This window comes from Pseudokordiimonas caeni (assembly GCF_026719705.1).
In the GTDB taxonomy this organism is placed as follows: Bacteria; Pseudomonadota; Alphaproteobacteria; order Sphingomonadales; family Kordiimonadaceae; genus Gimibacter; species Gimibacter caeni.
In genome coordinates this window covers 296,663-315,496 of record NZ_JAPPRR010000001.1, presented here as the reverse complement: position 1 = coordinate 315,496, position 18,834 = coordinate 296,663, and the positions used below count along the sequence as shown (strand labels likewise).

At 62.9% G+C, this 18,834-nt stretch carries 11 protein-coding genes; 6 read left to right on the top strand and 5 right to left on the bottom strand.

Annotated features, from left to right (window positions below; translation table 11 throughout):
- Positions 1 to 26 precede the first annotated feature (26 nt).
- Positions 27 to 2,573 (bottom strand): glycoside hydrolase family 3 protein, encoded by a 2,547-nt coding sequence (locus tag OU694_RS01300; RefSeq protein WP_308909203.1) that lies wholly within the window; start codon positions 2,571 to 2,573, stop codon positions 27 to 29.
- Positions 2,574 to 2,820: 247 nt separating this feature from the next.
- On the opposite strand from OU694_RS01300, the gene OU694_RS01295 reads away from it, so the two are divergent.
- Genes OU694_RS01295 through OU694_RS01280 form a run of 4 tightly spaced genes read left to right on the top strand, consistent with a single transcriptional unit; the run spans position 2,821 to position 7,107 of the window.
- On the top strand, positions 2,821 to 3,966 hold the full coding sequence (locus OU694_RS01295) for a fumarylacetoacetate hydrolase family protein (protein ID WP_308909202.1): 1,146 nt from the start codon (positions 2,821 to 2,823) through the stop codon (positions 3,964 to 3,966).
- 22 nt (positions 3,967 to 3,988) lie between these two features.
- On the top strand, positions 3,989 to 5,419 hold the full coding sequence (locus OU694_RS01290) for an aldehyde dehydrogenase family protein (RefSeq protein ID WP_308909201.1): 1,431 nt from the start codon (positions 3,989 to 3,991) through the stop codon (positions 5,417 to 5,419).
- A gap of 4 nt (positions 5,420 to 5,423) precedes the next feature.
- Positions 5,424 to 6,212 carry a D-xylose 1-dehydrogenase gene (gene xylB, locus OU694_RS01285; RefSeq protein ID WP_308909200.1) on the top strand — a complete coding sequence of 263 codons (789 nt, stop codon included), beginning with the start codon at positions 5,424 to 5,426 and terminating at the stop codon, positions 6,210 to 6,212.
- A 1-nt stretch (position 6,213) separates the two neighbouring features.
- A complete protein-coding gene (locus tag OU694_RS01280; protein WP_308909199.1) occupies positions 6,214 to 7,107 on the top strand; it encodes an SMP-30/gluconolactonase/LRE family protein in 894 nt (297 codons plus the stop codon).
- Positions 7,108 to 7,151: 44 nt separating this feature from the next.
- Here the strand turns inward: OU694_RS01280 and OU694_RS01275 are convergent, their stop codons facing one another.
- The 4 genes from OU694_RS01275 to OU694_RS01260 form a co-directional block, all read right to left on the bottom strand.
- Complete coding sequence (locus OU694_RS01275; RefSeq protein ID WP_308909198.1) at positions 7,152 to 8,933, bottom strand: IlvD/Edd family dehydratase; 1,782 nt, start codon at positions 8,931 to 8,933, stop codon at positions 7,152 to 7,154.
- Positions 8,934 to 8,996: 63 nt separating this feature from the next.
- A complete protein-coding gene (locus OU694_RS01270) occupies positions 8,997 to 10,409 on the bottom strand; it encodes a sugar porter family MFS transporter (RefSeq protein ID WP_308909197.1) in 1,413 nt (470 codons plus the stop codon).
- A gap of 127 nt (positions 10,410 to 10,536) precedes the next feature.
- The gene (locus OU694_RS01265) at positions 10,537 to 11,592 is read right to left on the bottom strand and encodes a LacI family DNA-binding transcriptional regulator (RefSeq protein WP_308909196.1); all 1,056 of its coding nucleotides are present in this window, start codon (positions 11,590 to 11,592) and stop codon (positions 10,537 to 10,539) included.
- Positions 11,593 to 11,668: 76 nt separating this feature from the next.
- Positions 11,669 to 13,810, bottom strand: coding sequence for an alpha-glucuronidase family glycosyl hydrolase (locus OU694_RS01260; protein ID WP_308909195.1), 2,142 nt, complete (start codon positions 13,808 to 13,810; stop codon positions 11,669 to 11,671).
- A gap of 208 nt (positions 13,811 to 14,018) precedes the next feature.
- Between OU694_RS01260 and OU694_RS01255 the strand changes: the two genes are divergently transcribed.
- Complete coding sequence (locus tag OU694_RS01255; protein ID WP_308909194.1) at positions 14,019 to 16,424, top strand: glycoside hydrolase family 3 N-terminal domain-containing protein; 2,406 nt, start codon at positions 14,019 to 14,021, stop codon at positions 16,422 to 16,424.
- Between the two features lie 10 nt (positions 16,425 to 16,434).
- Complete coding sequence (locus OU694_RS01250; RefSeq protein ID WP_308909193.1) at positions 16,435 to 18,828, top strand: glycoside hydrolase family 3 N-terminal domain-containing protein; 2,394 nt, start codon at positions 16,435 to 16,437, stop codon at positions 18,826 to 18,828.
- Positions 18,829 to 18,834 lie beyond the last annotated feature (6 nt).

The window sequence follows — 18,834 nt, the reverse complement described above, 5'->3', positions numbered from 1 at the left end:
CAAGTCATTTCAGGGTGGCGGGCCTCTCAGTCGACCGCGCTGCCATCGGGACAGACCCGGCCTTCAGGATCGGTCACGATCCGTGCATCCGAAATGCTGATACCGAATGGCCCACTCGCGGTGACAACAAGGGGCGACGCCACCTGCTGCATGCCCGGATTGGCGCGGGCAAAACAACTGAGCGACAGCTTCGCCGTCCGCCATTCGCCAACATTTGCAGAGAAAAGCGGCTTGGCATCAAGCCCTGCATCCCCAAGGGCTGCAGGCATCGCGATACTGACACTGCCTTCGGGTGCCGCATCCACGCGGAAGGTGATGGCAAGCGACATGTCCGCGTTGGTTTCGCGGCTCATTTCCATCTCGGGGCCGGTGATGGCAAAGGTGGCGGCTGCGCCACCCCATTCCAGTTCTACAGCCCCTTCCTGCATGTTGGCGGAATCGACCGGTGCATGAGCGATGCCCTCGCCGTAGCTTGCCACGTAAGGCTTCACGAAAGCCCCGCGGGCGAAGAAGAGGGTACGGTTGAAATCGCTGGCATCGATGCCGGGCTCTTCCGATAGCACCGGCAAGTTGCTCGCCTCCCCCATCTCCAGGCCGTAGCCGAAAGCGAAAAGCGGGTCATAGTCTTCCTGCCCCACATTCAGGGTGAACTGGTCGGCGCGTTTCGGCCAGCTGTAGGAAAGCTTGCCCGAAAAATCGGCGCGCACCTTGCCGTTCTTGTCGCCAATCAGCACGTCGGCCACGCCGCCGCCCTCGCTGCCCGGCAGCCATGCCGCGACAAAAGCGTCGGACGCATTCAGTTCCGGGTTCACCCACATGGGCCGGCCGGAAAGGAATACGGAAACGACCGGCACACCTGCAGCCTTCAGTTTCTTGAGGATGGCAAGCGAGGCCTTGTCGCCGGGCTCGAACTCCAGCGTGCGCAGGTCGCCGCGCATTTCGGCATAGGGTTGTTCGCCGAACACCACGATGGCCACATCGGGCTTGTCGGTGAAGCTGCCATCAGCCGAGAAGGTGGCGCTGCCGCCGCCAGCCGCCATCGTTTCCTGCAGGCCTTCGAGGATCGTCTGCCCGTTCGGGAAGTCGGCGCGGCTGTTGCCATCGCCCTGCCAGCTGAGCGTCCAGCCGCCCGTCTGCTGGCCCATGTCGTTGGCTGCGGCCCCAGCCACCAGCACCTTGGCACCTGCCTTCACCGGCAGCGCGCCACCTTCGTTTTTAAGGAGTACCAGCGATTTGGCCACCGCCTCGCGCGCCACGGCGCGGTGCTCGGCACTTCCGACAAGATCGGTACGGCCTTCAAACGGGCGGGCGGGGTCGAACAGTCCCAGATGGAATTTGACACGCAGGATACGCCGCACGGCATCCTCGACCCGGGCGAGCGGGATGGTGCCATCCTTCACCTGCGCCAGCGTGTTGGCATAAAGCTCCCGCCAGCTGTCGGGTGCCATTGCCATGTCGAGCCCCGCATTGAAGGCATGCGGGCAATTGGTGGGCAAACAACCCGGAATCTGGCCGTGGCCGTTCCAGTCCCCGACCACGAAGCCGTCAAAGCCCATGCGACCTTTCAGGATATCGGTCAGGACCGACCGGTTGCCGTGCATCTTCACGCCGTACCAGCTGTTGTAGGAGGCCATCACTGTCATCACACCGGCATCGATAGCCGGGGGATAGCCTGCCCCGTGAATGCGGGCGAGATCGGCTTCGGAGACTTTGGTGTCCCCCTGGTCGATCCCGCCTTCGGTGCCGCCGTCGCCGAGGAAATGCTTGGCCGAGCCTGCCACATGACCGTCCTGAATGCGGATTTTCCCCGCTTTGCCCTGCAAGCCTTCCACAGCGGCGGCGGCGTAGGAGGCAACAAGGTCAGGCGATTCCGAATAGCCTTCGTATGTCCTGCCCCAGCGGTCATCCTGCGGTACGGCAAGTGTGGGTGCGAACGCCCAGTTGATGCCGGTTGCCGCCACCTCGATGGCCGTCACCTCCGATATGCGTTTCACGAGGTCAGGGTCGTTGGCCGCCCCGAGCCCCACATTGTGCGGGAACACCACAGCCCCCACCACGTTGCCGTGTCCATGCACGGCATCGATCCCGAAGAGAAGCGGGATAGGCGTGTGGCCCTCGCGGCTTTCCATCGCCACCGCGCGGAAGGCCTTCGCCGTTTCAACCCACGCTTCGGCGGGCGCGCGGTCGGGATAGCCAAGCGGCGCGCTGCTGCCGCCGGCGAGGATACTGCCCACTGGGACCTCGCGCAGGTCTTCCGGCCGGATGGTTGACAGATCACCCTGGATGAGCTGGCCAACCTTTTCCTCAAGACTCATGGTCGCCATCAGCTCGGTGATGCGGGTTTCCGTTGCCGCGTCAATGAGCCCCTTGCTGCGTGCTTCAGGCCAGACAGCCGGGTTGACAGGGGATTCTGTTGGGATGGCGGTAGGCGCGGAGGACTCAGCGGATTCCGGCGCCTTGGCCTCCTCCGGCGCGGCAGTTTTCTGGTCCGAACAAGCCGCCAGAAGGCCTGCGCCTGCCACCACCAGCGCGAAAACCGCAACAGAATCGCCGAGTGCGATTAAACGCTTCATCCCCTATCCCCTTGTATTCAAAATATAATTCTACCATCCCCTCAGATGGTAGCGTTTCCACATATTATGCGTTAGCGCTACCATTTCAACGGAAATCGTGAAAAATCTGTCCGAATGTTTGGAAACGGCACAATCCCGCCCTGCTGCGCGGCTGCATCCAGAAGGCCCCGTCAAGAGGCTTGACAACGACGGCCCAGATGCCGATGGTAGCGCTATCAGAAAGCAAGCCTTGGGAGGGGCTTCCTACATGTTTTCTACTGACTTCGATCCGTCCCTGGCTTTGCCTGCGGACTGGCGGAATGGCACATTTGTTGGCCGCATCGACACGGGCGAAGGCCCTACCCCGGTGCTTCTGTCGGGTGGCCTCCTCCACGACATGACACCGGTGGCCGCCACGGTTGCCGACCTCCTTGAAAAAGCCGCGTTTGACGCAGCTGCCGGTCGCCCGCTTGGCGATCTCGCCGCGCTTGGCCTTTCTGCCGCACCTGATGCAAAAAAACGGCTTCTTTCGCCTGTTGACCTGCAATGCGTAAAGGCGGCGGGCGTGACTTTCGCTGTGTCCGCTGTCGAACGGGTGATCGAGGAACGGGCGCGCGGCGATTATGCGAAAGCAGCCTCGATCCGCGCCGCGCTCGAGGACAAGGTCGGCTCCGGCATCCAGTCGGTGAAGCCGGGGTCCGAACAGGCAGCAGCCCTCAAGGCCGCGCTTATCGAAGACGGCATGTGGTCCCAGTATCTTGAGGTCGCCATCGGCCCTGACGCCGAGATTTTCACCAAGTCACCGGTGCTGTCGACCGTTGGCTGGGGCGCCGATATCGGCATCCGGTCCGATTCCACTTGGAATAATCCCGAGCCCGAAATCGTCCTTGTGATGAACAGCAAGGGCAAACCGCTTGGCGCCATGCTCGGCAACGACGTGAACCTGCGCGATTTCGAGGGCCGGTCTGCCCTCCTCCTCGGCAAGGCGAAGGACAATAACGCCTCCTGCGCGCTGGGGCCTTTCATCCGCGTGTTCGACGCCAGCTTCACGATGGACGACGTGCGCAGCGCCACCGTCGATCTTGATATACTCGGGCCGGAGGGCTATTCGCTCAAAGGCACCAGCAACATGTCCAAAATCAGCCGGGATCCGACCGATCTTGCCGCGCAGGCAATGAGCGAACATCATTACCCCGATGGCTATGCCCTTTTCCTAGGCACCCTTTTCGCGCCGGTACAGGACCGCGACGAGCCAGGGCGGGGCTTCACCCACAAGGTTGGCGATATCGTCACCATTTCATCGGCGCGGCTCGGCAGCCTTGTCAACCGCGTCACCACGTCGAAGGCAGCCCCGGCCTGGACCTTCGGCATCCGCGACCTCATGGGCAATCTCGCGAAACGCGGCTTGCTCTAGACCTGATGGACAGGACAAGACCATGAAACTCAATCACCTGATCAATGGCAAGGCGGTCGCCGCAGACGCGCCGCTTGAAAGCCTCAATCCTTCCGACACGAACGACGTGGTCGCCACCTTCCCGGTCGGCGGCAAGGCCGAGGTGGACGCCGCTGTCGCTGCGGCCCGTGCCGCTTTCCCGGCATGGTCGATGGCCTCGCCGGAAGTGCGCTCGGACCTTCTCGACAAGGTCGGTGCCACACTGATGGCCCGTGCTGGCGAGCTTGGCGAACTGCTCGCCCGTGAGGAAGGCAAGACCCGCGCCGAGGCGACCGGCGAAGTGATGCGGGCCGCTCGCATTTTCAAATATTTCGCGGGCGAGGCGCTCCGCCGTCACGGCCTGACGCTTGAATCCACCCGCCCCGGCCTTGATGTTTCCACGCACCGTGAAGCGGTCGGCGTCTATGGCCTGATCACCCCCTGGAACTTCCCGATTGCCATCCCGGCATGGAAGGCCGCACCAGCCCTCGCCTTCGGCAACACCGTAGTGCTGAAGCCCGCGAACGTGACCCCGGCGACCGCCTGCGCGCTCGCCAACATCATTCAGGAATGCGGCGCACCCGCCGGTGTGTTCAACGTCGTCCTCGGGCGCGGTGAGGTCGGCCAGGCGATTGTCGATCACCCCGATGTGGATGCGATCAGCTTCACAGGCTCGCAAGGCGTGGGCGCCAAGGTGGCGGCCGGTGCTGTGGCCCGGCAGGCCCGCGTGCAGCTTGAGATGGGCGGCAAGAACCCGCTTGTCGTGATGGGCGACGCCGACCTCGACCGCGCAGTTGCCATCGCGCTTGATGGCGGCTTCTTCCAGACCGGCCAGCGCTGCACGGCTTCGTCCCGCGTGATTGTGGAAGACAGCATCCACGACAAGTTTGTCGCGGCCCTCGCCGAACGCGCCAAGGCACTGAAAGTGGGTGCGGCCCTCGATGCCTCCACGCAGGTGGGGCCGGCCTCCAGCGAGGCGCAGTTCCAGCAGAATCTGAAATATGTGGATATCGCCACCAAGGATGGCGGGCGGCTTGTCACCGGCGGCGAGGCGCTGAAGCTGGCCACACCCGGCTATTATATGAGCCCGGCGCTGATCGCTGACACCAGCCCCGAGATGCGCATCAACAACGAGGAGGTCTTCGGCCCGGTCGTCTCCACCGTGCGCGTGAAGGACTACGAGGAAGCCTTGGCGCTTGCCAACCGCGGCCAGTTCGGGCTCTCGGCCGGCATCGTGACCAGTTCGCTGAAACATGCCCGCCATTTCCGCCGCAACGTGCGCGCCGGGATGGTGATGATCAACCTGCCGACCGCTGGCGTGGACTATCACGTCCCGTTCGGCGGCACCCGCAAATCGAGCTACGGCCCCCGCGAACAAGGCTTCGCAGCGGTCGAATTCTATACGCAGGTCAAGACCTGCTATGTCGGAGACTGAGGCCTTGAACAAGCATGTAGAAAGTGCCGTCCGCACCGCCGTTTACCCCGATCTCGCCGGCAAGCGCGTGGTCATCACCGGGGGCGGTTCGGGCATCGGCGAGGCGATCGTTGAAGGCTTCGTGGCACAGGGGGCGCGCGTCGTGTTCCTTGATATCGCAGTGAAGGATTCGGAAGCGCTGGTCGCGCGGCTGAAGCCAACCGCCGCCGTCGCCCCAACCTTCCGCCGCACCGACCTGACCGACCTTGACGATCTCGCCGCTGCAATGACGGAAGCCGACGAGGCACTCGGCGGCATCGATATTCTGGTCAACAACGCTGCGAATGACGACCGCCACAAGATCGAGGACGTCACCCCCGACTATTGGGACAACCGGCTGGCCGTGAACCTGCGTCACCTGTTTTTCGCGGCGAAAGCGGTGGTGCCCGGCATGAAGGCCCGCGGGCGCGGTGCCATCATCAATCTTGGCTCCATCAGCTGGCATCTGGGCTTGCCGGATCTGGTTCTGTATCAGACCGCCAAGGCGGGCATCGAGGGCATGACCCGAGCGCTTGCCCGCGACCTCGGCCCCCACAATATCCGCGTCAATGCGGTCATCCCCGGCGCCATCAAGACGCCGCGTCAGGATGCCCTGTGGCATGACGAGGAAGAAACCCGCCGCATCATGGAAGCCCAGTGCCTGCCCGGCCGCGTGATGCCGGCAGATGTGGCGGCGATGATTGTCTTCCTCGCGACAGAGAATGCGCGTTACTGTACTGCCCATACCTATTTCGTGGATGGTGGATGGCGCTGACATGACCGACCTCTGGACCCCGGCGAGTGTCTGCCCCGTTGGTGCCACGCTCGGCGAGGGGCCGGTGTGGCTGCCCGAAGAAAAGCGGCTCTGGTTCGTTGATATCAAGGGCCGGAAGCTCCATTGCTTCGATCCCGCCAGCCACCGCCTGAACAGCTGGGACGCCCCCGCGCAAATCGGCTGGGTGCTGCCCGTGGAGGGCGGCAAGCTGATGACCGGCCTGCAGGGCGGGCTCTATCTTTTCGACCCGGACAGCGGCTTCTTCACCCTTGTTCGCAAGGTCGAGGGCGACCTGCCCGGCAACCGGCTGAATGACGCGACGACCGACAAGGCAGGTGCGCTGTGGTTCGGTTCAATGGATGACGCTGAGGAAGCCGACAGCGGGCGTATATACTGCTTCCGGGACGGGCTGGTTGCCGACAGCGGCCTCGCGCCCGTCTGCATCACCAATGGCCCTGCCCTGTCGCCCGATGGCCGCACGCTTTATCACACCGATACACTCGGCCAGACGATCCATGCAAGCGACATGGGCACCGACGGCCTGCCGGTAAACACCCGCGTCTTCGCGCGGATCGAAGCGGGTGGCGGCTATCCGGATGGCCCGATCGTGGACGCCAGAGGCAATGTCTGGACCGGTCTTTTCGCCGGCTGGGGCGCGCGCTGCTACGCCCCTGATGGCACGCTTGTCCGCACCGTACGCTTTCCCGTCGCGAACGTCACCAAGCTCGCCTTCGGGGGCGACGACCTGATGACCGTATATGCCACCACAGCACGCAAAGACCTGTCGCCCGATGACCTGCACCTGCAGCCTGATGCCGGCCATCTTTTCGCCTTCCGCGCCGATGTGGCGGGGCAAGCAGTGACCCCGATCCGCGCCTGGCCGGACCGCACTTGAAGAAACGGGGCCTGATGGCCCCGTCTTTACTCGATACATTTGCCCTAGTGATTGTGGCGTGGCGTTTTCGCGGCGATGCCCCGGTATTTGACCGCGAATTCAAGCGCGGCGCCCGTGGCCATCTGGCCGGTCTTTTCGCGGTAAAGTTCTTCCCACGGCGTATTGCTGGCAGGAACCGGCGGCGCGGGTTCGCCCTTGCGGCGGGCGATCTCGGCCTCGTCCACCAGCGCGTTGCAGGTGCCTTCATTCAGGTCGATGCGGATCGTGTCGCCGGTTTTAAGCCACGCAAGGCCACCGCCCACCGCGCTTTCGGGCGAGATATTAAGGATCGACGGACTGTCGGACGTGCCCGACTGGCGGCCGTCGCCAAGGGTCGGTAGCCACTGGATGCCGCGTTTGATCAGCGCGTCCGGCGGCTGCATGTTCACGACCTCTGCCGAACCCGGCCAGCCGATGGGGCCGGAGCCCCGGATCACAAGGATACAGTTTTCGTCGATATTCAGCGCCGGGTCATTGATCCGGTGGTGATAATCGTCCGAGCCGTCAAACACGATGGCCCGCGCCTCGAACACGCCCTCATGGCCGGGACGGCGGAGATAGCGGTTGCGGAACTCGTCCGAGATCACCGATGTTTTCAAGATCGCGAAATCGAAGAGATTGCCCTTGAGCGCGAGGAAGCCTGCCTTCTGCATCAGCGGATCGCTGTAGGGTCGGATCATCTCACGGTCCGACGATTGCTTACCGGTCAGGTTTTCGGCCATCGTTCGGCCGGTGACGGTGCGGCAGTCGCCATTCAGCTTGCCGGCATCCAGAAGCTCATGAAGAACGGCGGGCACACCGCCAGCGCGGTGGAAGCGCTCGCCCAGATATTTGCCCGCCGGCTGCATGTTGAGCAGGAGCGGAATATCATAGCCGTGCGCTGTCCAGTCATCCGGTGTCAGCTCTACGCCTGCGTGCCGCGCCATCGCCATGATATGCGGCTGGGCGTTCGAAGAACCGCCGAGCGCGCTGACCGCCGCGATAGCATTGAGGAAGCTTTCGCGGGTCAGGATGTCCGAAGGCTTCAGGTCCTCATAGGCCATTTCCACGATCCGTTTGCCGGTCAGATACGCCATCTGGCCACGCTCGCGGTAAGGCGCCGGGATCGCCGCACAGCCGGTGAGCGAAAGCCCCAAGGCTTCGGCCACAGCATTCATTGTGGAAGCCGTACCCATAGTATTGCAGTGCCCGGCGGACGGCGCGCTTTTACAGGCGCGGTCGAGGAATTCTTCTTCCGTGATCTCGCCCGCCGCGAGCTTGCGGCGGCTGCGCCAGATGACGGTGCCCGATCCTACAAGGTCGCCCTCATGCCAGCCATCCAGCATCGGCCCGCCGGAGAGGACAATCGCCGGGATATCGACCGTCGACGCCGCCATGATGCCCGAAGGTGTCGTCTTGTCGCAGCCCGTGGTCAGCACCACCGCATCGATCGGGTAGCCGTACAGCAACTCGACAAGGCCGAGATAGGCAAGGTTCCGGTCCAAGGCCGCAGTCGGGCGGCGGCAGTTTTCAAAGATCGGATGAACCGGGAATTCGATGGCCACCCCGCCCGCATCGCGGATGCCGTCGCGCACGCGGCGCGCCAGTTCCACATGGATGCGGTTGCAGGGGGAAAGATCGCTGCCGGTTTGCGCAATCCCGATGATCGGGCGGCCGGAGCGCAGTTCTTCGGGCGTGATGCCATAATTCATGAAGCGCTCAAGATAAAGCGCCGTCATGTCGTACCGGGCGGGATCGGCGAACCAGTCTTCCGAACGGAAGCGGCGGCCCTTGTTCCTGTCGTTCAACTGAACCTCCTGAAACGGAACACGCGCGGAGCCGGCTCACCGGCCCCGCATGAGCTGTGGTCTTTACGAGCCGAGCATTTCCTCAAGCTCCTGCCCCTTGGTTTCGCGGATCAGCGTCCGCACCAGGAAGAAGGAGATGAAAGCGCAGGCGGCGTAGAAGCCATAGGTGATCGGCAGGCCAACCACGGTGAGGAGCCACGGGAAGCTCACGACAATGGCGAAGTTGGCAATCCACTGTGCAAAGCCCGATACCGCAAGGCCGGAGCCCCGGATCTGGTTCGGGAACATTTCGCCAAGCATCGTCCACATCACCGGTCCCCAGCTGAGATTGAAGAGTGCCGCGTAAGCATTGGCGCTGACAAGGGCGATAAGGCCGAAATTGTCGGAAAGATGCAGCTTGCCGGCCTCATCGAGCGTACCGGTGGAGAAGGAAATCGCCATCAGCGCCAGCGTGATCGCCATCCCCGCTGAACCAATCAGCAACAGCGGCTTGCGGCCGATCCGGTCAATCAGCGCCATGGCAACGAAGCAGGCACCGATGGAGAGACTGCCGGACATGATATTGATCAACAGCGCGTCATTTTCGCTGAAGCCCACAGCCTGCCAGAGGACCGCGCCGTAATAGAAAACGATATTGATGCCCACAAGCTGCTGGAACACGGCAAGCATGATGCCGCCCCAAACCACCTTGCGCACCTTGCCGGTCGACGGATCGATCAGGTCCGACAGGCGCGGCTGGTGATCGGCAGCAAGCGACTGGCGAATCTCGTTCACTTTGAACTTGGCGGCGGTCGGCCCGAAAAGGCGGGTCAGCACGGCTTCGGCTTCAGCTTCGCGCCCCTTCACCACCAGAAAACGCGGGCTTTCCGGGATGATGGTGAGCGTGACGAGGAAAATGGTCGCCGGGATGATCTGCATCCAGAACATCCAGCGCCATGCCGGGAAGCCGAGCCAGAATTCAGCCGTCGAACCCCCGGCGAGCTTCGCCAGCGCATAGTTGGCCACAAAGGCACCGGTCAGGCCCGAAATGATCATCACCTGGTTCACGCTGATAAGCCGCCCGCGAATGTTCGCCGGCGTCACCTCGCTGATATAGGCGGGCGACAGCACGCTCGCCGCGCCCACGCCCACGCCCCCGATGAAGCGGGCAATGATGAAGATGCCGGACGAATCGGCAGCCCCCGCCGCGATGGCACTGATGATGAACAGCACAGCGGCGATCAGCATCACATTGCGGCGGCCGATCAGGTCCGCCATGCGACCGGCGAGGAAGGCACCCGTGGCGCAACCAAGGAGGATCGCCCCCACATTGAGCCCGGTGCCGAGCTCGCTCAGGTCGAAGGCTTTTTCAAGCCCGTCCTGGGTGCCGTTGATCACCCCGCTGTCGTACCCGAACATGAAGCCGCCGATAGTAGCGACAGCCACGATTGCCGCGATGAATGCCATATTCACGCGATCAGCATTACCCTCTGACATGTAACTGGTTCTCCCCTGTCAATCTCGCACCCGTCCCCACGGATCATGCGTGCATGTTAGCGCTAACTTTTACAAAGAGAAGCCGAAATTTCAACCTTTCGGTCAAATCAGGCGTCAAGCGCCGGAATTACCTGCTGTTCTTCGGCGGGGCGTCGGACTGGCGCTTGATCAGCTCGAACGCGGCGATCCGGTGTTCGCGCGGCAGCGATTTCCCGGCCCGGTGCGCGAGAATTTCGTCCGTCAGCATGTCAACGGCGGTGCGGGCCATTTCGGCAATCGGCTGGCGAATCGTTGTCAGTTCCGGCCAGATGGAGCTTGCAAAGGCTGTATCGTCGAACCCGCAAACAGTAAGATCGTTCGGCACATCAAGCCCGCGCCGGTGGGCAACCGCCACAACGGCCGCCGCCATGTCATCGTTCGAGGCGAAGACAGCGGTGGGCGGAACGGCAAGATCCATCAGCTTGTCAGCAGCTGCGAGGCCGGAACGGTAGGTGAAATGGCCCTGTTCGATCAGCTTTTCATCCGCCGGGATACCGGCTTCCGCAAGCGCGGCGCGGTAACCTTCCAGCCGGCGGCCCGAGGCGGCCTGAATGGGACTGCCGATGATGAAACCGATACGCCTGTGACCAAGGCCGATCAGATGTTTCGTCATCGCATGGGCGGCTTCGAAATCATCCACATTGATGGTGATAAGGTCATCCGACGGCTTACCACCGGCGAGCGCGACCACGGGCTGATCGCCTTCCGTGACGACATCCACCACTTCCTGCAGGTCGCAAAGCGGCGAGGTGAGGATCAGGCCATGAACGCCGCGTTCCAGCAAATGCTCGGCCGCCTCGCGGTAATTTTCAGGCGGTTCGCAGCGCGCGACAACAAGCTGCACATCGATGCGGCTGGCGCGATCGAGGCTGCCGACCAGCACTTCGCTGAGATAAGCCGCCGAGGGGTTACTGTAAAGAAGCCCGATCCGGATAGGCTCAACTCCGGCAAGGCTGCGCGCTGCCGGGTTCGGCGAATAGTTGAGTTCCTTGATGGCGGCATTGATGGCGTCGCGAGTGCTTTCCTTTACATTGCCGCCGCCGTTGATCACGCGGGAGACAGTCATCGGGGAAAAGCCGGCAAGACGCGCCACATCGCTGATGGTCGCACTGCCTGTGCCGCGTCGCTGCTGTTTGATACTCATTATTTACCCTGCCCTTGCTAGCCCTGTGTTCCATGCCATAGCGGCCGCCCCCTGTCACGGACAAATGCGACCGCTATCAGGGATGCCCCGGCGCATAGGGAAACTGCTGTGCCTGATACCAGGAAAGCGGATGCGCCGGCGGGCGCGTGCCCGGTGGCAAGGCGCGGCCGGAAACGGAAGCGAAATAGGCAAGGCAAGCGTCACGCCACCAGATGGCTTCCTTCTCCTGTATCGCCAGAAAGTCGGAGACATCCCTGAAACGTGCAGGATCGATGCGCCCTTCGAGCCCAGCCCATGTGCGCCGCATGGTACCGACTGCTGCCACACCGCGATCATAGTGATGCACCAGTTCCGCCCAAACGGTGCGACCGGACGGCAGCGTCTCATCCCATCCCACGTGGTGGAACCAGAGGAGAAACTCAGGTGGTACCGTCTGCCGGTCCCCGTATAGCCCGGCAAGCGGTGCTGCATATTGGGCGATGGCATCACTGCCTGTGGCCGTGCGGTCAAAACCGATGCCCCCGGCGTCCGCCCGGTGATAGTAGGCCGGGTTCCATTCGGGGCGGGCGAGATCGTCCACCCACGGGGCCGGGCCGTAATGATGCCCGGTGCCCATCAGGTGCGCGAGACCCATGGGTGTCATATAGTCGACGACCGCCTCGCGCGATGCCATCATCATACCTGTAACCTTCGCGATCACCTCGCGGTCACGGCTGAATGTCATTGCCACCCATTCGCGGGCGATATCCTCGGCCGAGGCTTCCGGGTCCCAGGCGAGCCGGCCGAAAGCATACCAGTTGGCCTGATCGAAGTGCGATCCGCTCCAGTTCCTGTCGCTGCCGATGTTGGCGACCCCGGCGAGGCCCGAAAGCGGCTCGGCCATCAGGAGTTTCGCGGCCGTTTGCCCCGCGCCGCCCCGGAAGGTATCAGTTTTCAGCACTTCCTCATACAGGGGCCCGAGATAGGCAAGATGGGTGACAAATCCCAGATATTCCTTGGTGATCTGGAACTCCGCCGTCACCGATGTTTCCGGCATGGCGCCGAACAGCGGATGGATCGGCTCGCGCGGCTGGAAATCGATCGGGCCGTTTTTCACCTGCACGGTCACATTATCCGCAAACCGGCCATCCAGCGGTTTGAACTCGGCATAGGCCTGCTTCGCCCGGTCGCTCGCGTCCGTTTCGCTGTAAACAAACGCCCGCCACAGGACGATGCCGCCATGTGGTCTCACCGCTGCCGCCAGCATATTGGCGCCGTCTGTATGGCTGCGGCCATAATCCTGCGGGCCGGGCTGGCCCTCGGAATTGGCTTTCACCAGAAAGCCGCCGAAGTCCGGGATGGCGGCATAAATCTCGTCCGCCTTTTTTGCCCACCAGTTGCGCACAGCCGGGTCAAGCGGATCGGCGGTTTCAGTGGCGCCAAGCTCGAACGGCGCCGAAAAGCGCGCCGACAGATAGACGCGGATGCCATAAGGCCGCAACACATTGGCCAAGGCTGCTGCCTTGGCGATCCAGCGGGCGGTCAGCATTTCAGCCTTGGCATTCACATTATTCAGCACCGTGCCATTGATGCCGATGGAGGCATTGGCGCGAGCATAATCCGTGTAGCGCGCATCCAGATGATCGGGGAGCTTCCACCAGTCCCAGATCGACTGGCCGGCATAGCCGCGCTCCACCGTGCGGTCGGGATTGTCCCAGTGATTGAGCATGCGGCGCTGCAGGCGGGGGGCTTCGCTGACATCGAGTCCCTCAAGCCGCCCGCCGGTCTGCAGATGCCGCAACAGGGCAAAGCTGCCATACAGAAGACCGATATCACTGTTGGCGGCAATCAGGGTACGCTCGCCATCCACCGACAGCAGGCGGTAGCCATCGCCACCAAGCCCATCAAAGCTGACCTTGCCTTTCAGATGCTCCGGCAAGGTATCCGGTTTCACGAGAAGAATCGCGCCGGACTCGGCAGACTCGGCAATCGTTGGCGCCTGCCCCGCAAGCCCGTCGATGCCACGCACAAGCTCGTCAAGTGCCGCCTGAAGGGTCGGCGTCCGCTCACCGGGGGCTGCAACCTGCTGTGCGGCTTTATGAAGCTCGGCGCGTGCGGCATCCTCCAGCGGCTTGTAGCGCAGCCACAGGTCATATCCATCTTCGGCAAAAACGCGGGCAGAAAGCCCCCATGCCATAACCAGCAGGAACACAAGGCTCCGCAAGGTCCGGTTCGCCATACGCCCTCCCCTCATATGGCCCCTCATATGGCCAAATCGACACCATGCCCTCCCATCGGGCATTGACAAACTTTGCAAGCCTATATCATGTTACCGCTATCATTGGCTACCATCCGATGGGACCTTTCCCGCATATCGATGGCTGCTGACCATAGTTTCCACCGCTTCTGGGGAGGAGCGGTTCGCAATTTTCCAAGGGAGGGGACCCATGCGCATCCACATCAATCAATTTCTTATGGGCACCAGCATCGCGCTCGCACTCGGGGTTGCCGCACCGACAGTGACGGGGGTTGCAAGCGTATGGCTCGAAGGCACCGCTGTCGCCGCCGACCTGCCCGTCTACAAGGACGCAACCGCCAGCGTGGAAGCACGGGTTGAAGACCTGCTGGCCCGCATGACGCTGGAAGAAAAGATCGTCCAGATGACCACGGTCTGGGACGGCAAGGTCAAATTCGTTGGCCCCAAGGGCGAGATCGACCTCGCCAAGCTGAAGGCCGCCCATCCGCTCGGTATCGGGCAATATGCCCGCCCGTCAGACGTGGCCGGGGCTGTGTCGCCGCGTGTCGCCAAACGCCTCGATGCCCGCCAGACAGTGGCACTGGTGAACAAGTTGCAAAAATTCATGGTCGAGGAAACCCGGCTCGGCATCCCGATGCTGTTCCACGAAGAAGGCCTGCATGGCTATGCCGCCGTGGATGCCACGAGCTTCCCGCAAGCCATCGGCCTTGCATCTTCGTGGGATACGGATCTCATCCGCGAAGTGAACGAGCTGACCGCGCTTGAAATGCGGGCGCGCGGTGCGCATCTCGCCCTGTCGCCGGTTGTTGATATCGCCCGTGATCCACGCTGGGGCCGGTTCGAAGAAACCTTCGGCGAAGATCCGTATCTGGTCGGTGAAATGGGCGTCGCGGCCGTTGAGGGCCTGCAAGGCCTGAACCGCGCCCGCACACTGGCGCCCGGCAAGGTGTTTGCCACCCTGAAGCACCTCACCGGCCACGGCCAGCCTGAAAGCGGCACCAATATCGCGCCGGCGCCGATATCGGAACGCGAGCTTCGCGAAAACTTCTTCCCGCCGTTCGAGGAAGTCGTCACCCGCACCGGGATCGAGGCGGTGATGCCGTCCTACAACGAGATCGACGGCGTGCCGAGCCATGCGAACACATGGCTGTTGCAGGATGTGCTGCGTGGTGAATGGGGCTTCAAGGGCGCCATCGTCAGCGATTATGTGGCGATCGACCAGATGGCCGGCATCCACCATGTGGCGCCCGACATTGAAAGTGCCGCCGTCCTTGCCCTGAAAGCCGGGGTAGACAGCGACCTGCCGGACGGCACGAGCTACAAAACCCTGCCGCAGGCCCTGAAGGACGGCAAGGTGACGATGGCCATGATCGACGATGCGGTGCGCCGCATGCTGTCGGTCAAGTTCCGCGCCGGGCTTTTTGAAAACCCCTATGCGAATGCCGATGAAGCCGAAGCGGTGGCCAACAATGCCGATGGCGTGGCCCTTGCCCGCAAGGCCGCCGAGCGCTCACTGATCCTGCTGAAAAACGACGGCACACTGCCCCTGAAGCTTGGCAAATCGAAGCCGACCGTTGCGGTCATCGGTCCGAGCGCCGCTGTGGCCCGCCTTGGCGGCTATTACGGCGAACCGCGCAATCCTGTGTCACTTCTGGACGGGATGAAAGCGAGACTCGGCGATTCCGCGAGAGTCGTCTTCGCCGAGGGCGTGAAAATCACCGAAAATGACGACTGGTGGGCCGATGAGGTGAAGCTCGCCGACCCGACAGAGAACCGCAAACGCATCGCCGAGGCCGTGAAGGTAGCGAAGGGCGCCGACCAGATCGTCCTCACGCTCGGCGATACCGAACAGACGAGCCGCGAAGCATGGGCCGACAGCCACCTTGGCGACCGTGCAAGCCTTGATCTTGTGGGCGAGCAGCAGGAGCTGTTTGACGCGCTCAAGAAGCTTGGCAAGCCGATCACCGTTGTGCTGATCAACGGGCGCCCCGCCTCCATCGTTAAAATCGCGGAGGAAGCCAACGCCATCATCGAGGCCTGGTATCCGGGTGAACAGGGCGGCCCCGCGCTCGCCGCTGTGCTGATGGGCGATGTGAACCCCGGCGGCAAGCTGCCCGTTACCCTGCCCCGCAGCGTCGGCCAGTTGCCGATGTTCTATAACCACAAGCCGACCGCCCACCGGGGCTATCTGTTTGACACGGTCGAGCCCCTCTATCCGTTCGGATACGGCCTCAGCTACACGACCTTCGACCTTTCCGAACCGCGCCTGTCGGCTGCTTCCATCCCGACAGACGGCAGCGTGACGGTATCGGTCGATGTCACCAACACCGGCAAGGTCGCGGGTGACGAGGTCGTGCAGCTTTATATTCGCGACAAGGTCAGCTCCGTCACCCAGCCGGTGAAGGAACTGAAAGGCTTCAAGCGCGTCACCCTGAAACCGGGCGAGAAGCAAACGGTGGAACTGACCCTGACTTCAAAATCGTTCCGCCTGTGGAACGACAGGATGGAGCGCGTTGTGGAGCCCGGCGAGATCGACATCATGACCGGCGCGAACTCGGTTGACCTTAAAACCGTGACCCTGACGATCACAGACTGAGGGGCCTGACATGAACCTCACCCGCCGCCGCCTGCTCGCCTGGATGGGCTCCGCCTCCGCGCTTGCCGTGGCGGCGGGCGCCCTTCCTGCCTCGCTCGCCCTTGGTGCCGAAACGCCGCTTTACCGCGATGCTTCTGCCCCCGTGAACGACCGGGTCGCCGATCTCCTGTCGCGCATGACGCTTGAAGAAAAGGTCGCCCAGATGGTGGCACTTTGGGCGACCAAGGCGGAGATCATGGACGGGCTCGATTTCAACCCAGAGAAGGCAGCGCAGGCCTATCCGCACGGTATCGGCCAGATCACCCGGCCGTCCGACCGGCGCGGCGGCCCGAATGTGGCGAACGCGGCGGGCGGCACGGCGGCGCGCTGGCGCGAACCGAAGGACACGGTGAAGTTCATCAATGCCGTGCAGGTGTGGGCCACCACCGAAACCCGGCTCGGTATTCCGGTGCTGTTCCATGAGGAATCGCTGCACGGATACATGGCGCCGAATGCCACCATGTTCCCGCAGGCCATTGCACTTGCTGGCAGCTTCGACACCGGCCTGATGGAACGGGTATCCAGCGTGATCGCCCGCGAGGTGCGGGCCCACGGTGTGCCTTATGTCCTCTCCCCTGTTGTCGATATCGTGCGCGACCCGCGCTGGGGCCGCATCGAGGAAACCTTCGGAGAAGACCCGTATCTGGTAACAGAAATGGGTGTCGCTGCCGTGGAAGGCCTACAAGGCAAGGGCAAGTTCGAAAAGCTCGCCGACGACAAGGTCTATGCGACGCTGAAGCATATGACCGGCCACGGCCAGCCGCAAAGCGGCAATAATGTCGCCCCCGCCCAGCTTGCCGAACGCGAGCTTCGCGAAAACTTCTTCCCGCCCTTCAAGGCCATTGTGGAACGCACATCAGTGGGCGCCGTGATGCCGTCCTATAACGAGATCGACGGGGTGCCGAGCCACGCCAATAGCTGGCTGCTGAAAGATGTTCTGCGCGGCGAGTGGGGCTTTGATCGCGTCATCGCCAGCGACTATATGGCGGTGCAGGAGCTTGATAGCCTGCATCATGTAGCAACCGACCTTGAAGACGCCGCGCGCAAGGCGCTGGCCGCCACGGTTGACTGCGAGCTGCCGGACGGATTGGGCTACCGCACGCTGGTCGCACAGGTGAAGGCCGGCAAGGTTTCGGAAGCGGCAATCGACGCTGCGGCCGGCCGCATGCTCGCCCTCAAATTCCGCGCGGGGCTTTTCGAAAATCCGTTTGGCGACTTCGCCAAGGCTGACGCAGTCACCGGCAACGCCGAGGCCCGCGCGCTGGCGCTCGAGGCCGCCCGCAAATCTCTGTGCCTGCTGACGAACGATGGTACCCTGCCGCTGGATGACAGCAAGCTGAAAACAGTCGCCGTGATCGGCCCCAACGCGGCAATAGCCCGCCTTGGTGGCTATTCGAGCGAACCCCGGCAGACCGTTACGCTGCTGGACGCCATCCGCGAGCGGCTGAAGGGCAAGGCGAAGGTCACCTTTGCCCAAGGCGTGCGCATCACCATGAGCGATGACCGCTCGGATGATCCCGTGATCCTGCCAAAACCGGAAGACAATCGCCGCCGCATCCGCGAGGCGGTGAAGGTGGCGAAAGGCGCCGATGTCATCATCCTCGCGATTGGCGACACCGAACAGACGAGCCGTGAAGGCTATGCCAAGACCCATCTGGGCGACCGCACGAAGCTTGATCTGGTCGGCGAGCAGAACGAGCTTTTCGATGCCCTTCATGTCCTCGGCAAGCCTGTCGTCGTCACCGCCATTAATGGGCGCCCGCCTTCATGGCCGAACGTGGTGGAAAAGGCGCATGCGATCCTCGAATGCTGGTATCCGGGGCAGGAAGGCGGCACCGCGATGGCCGAGGCCCTGTTCGGCGATATAAACCCCGGCGCCAAGCTGCCGGTGACGGTGATCCGGCACGAAGGCCAGATCCCCTATTTCCATAACCTGAAGCCCACCGCTCGGCGCCCGTATCTGTTTGACGACACCTCGCCCCTATTCCCGTTCGGGCACGGGCTCAGCTACACAAACTTCGAAATCGGCGCGCCCATCCTTTCGGTGCCCCGCATCGCGGCAGATGTCAGCGTGACGGTATCGGTAACGGTGAAAAACACCGGCGAGCGGACGGGTGACGAGGTGGTGCAGCTTTACCTGCGCGACAGGGTGGCAAGCGTTACCCAACCGCGGCAAAAACTGTGCGGCTTCAAACGGGTCACCCTGCAGCCGGGCGAAGAACGACAGGTCACCTTCACGCTTGATCCCGATGCCTTCGCCATCTGGAACCGCGAGATGCAGCATGTGGTGGAACCCGGCCTCTTTGACATCATGGCCGGCCCGAATTCGGTGGACCTTAAGTCTGCCGAGCTTGAGATCGTATAGGGGCCA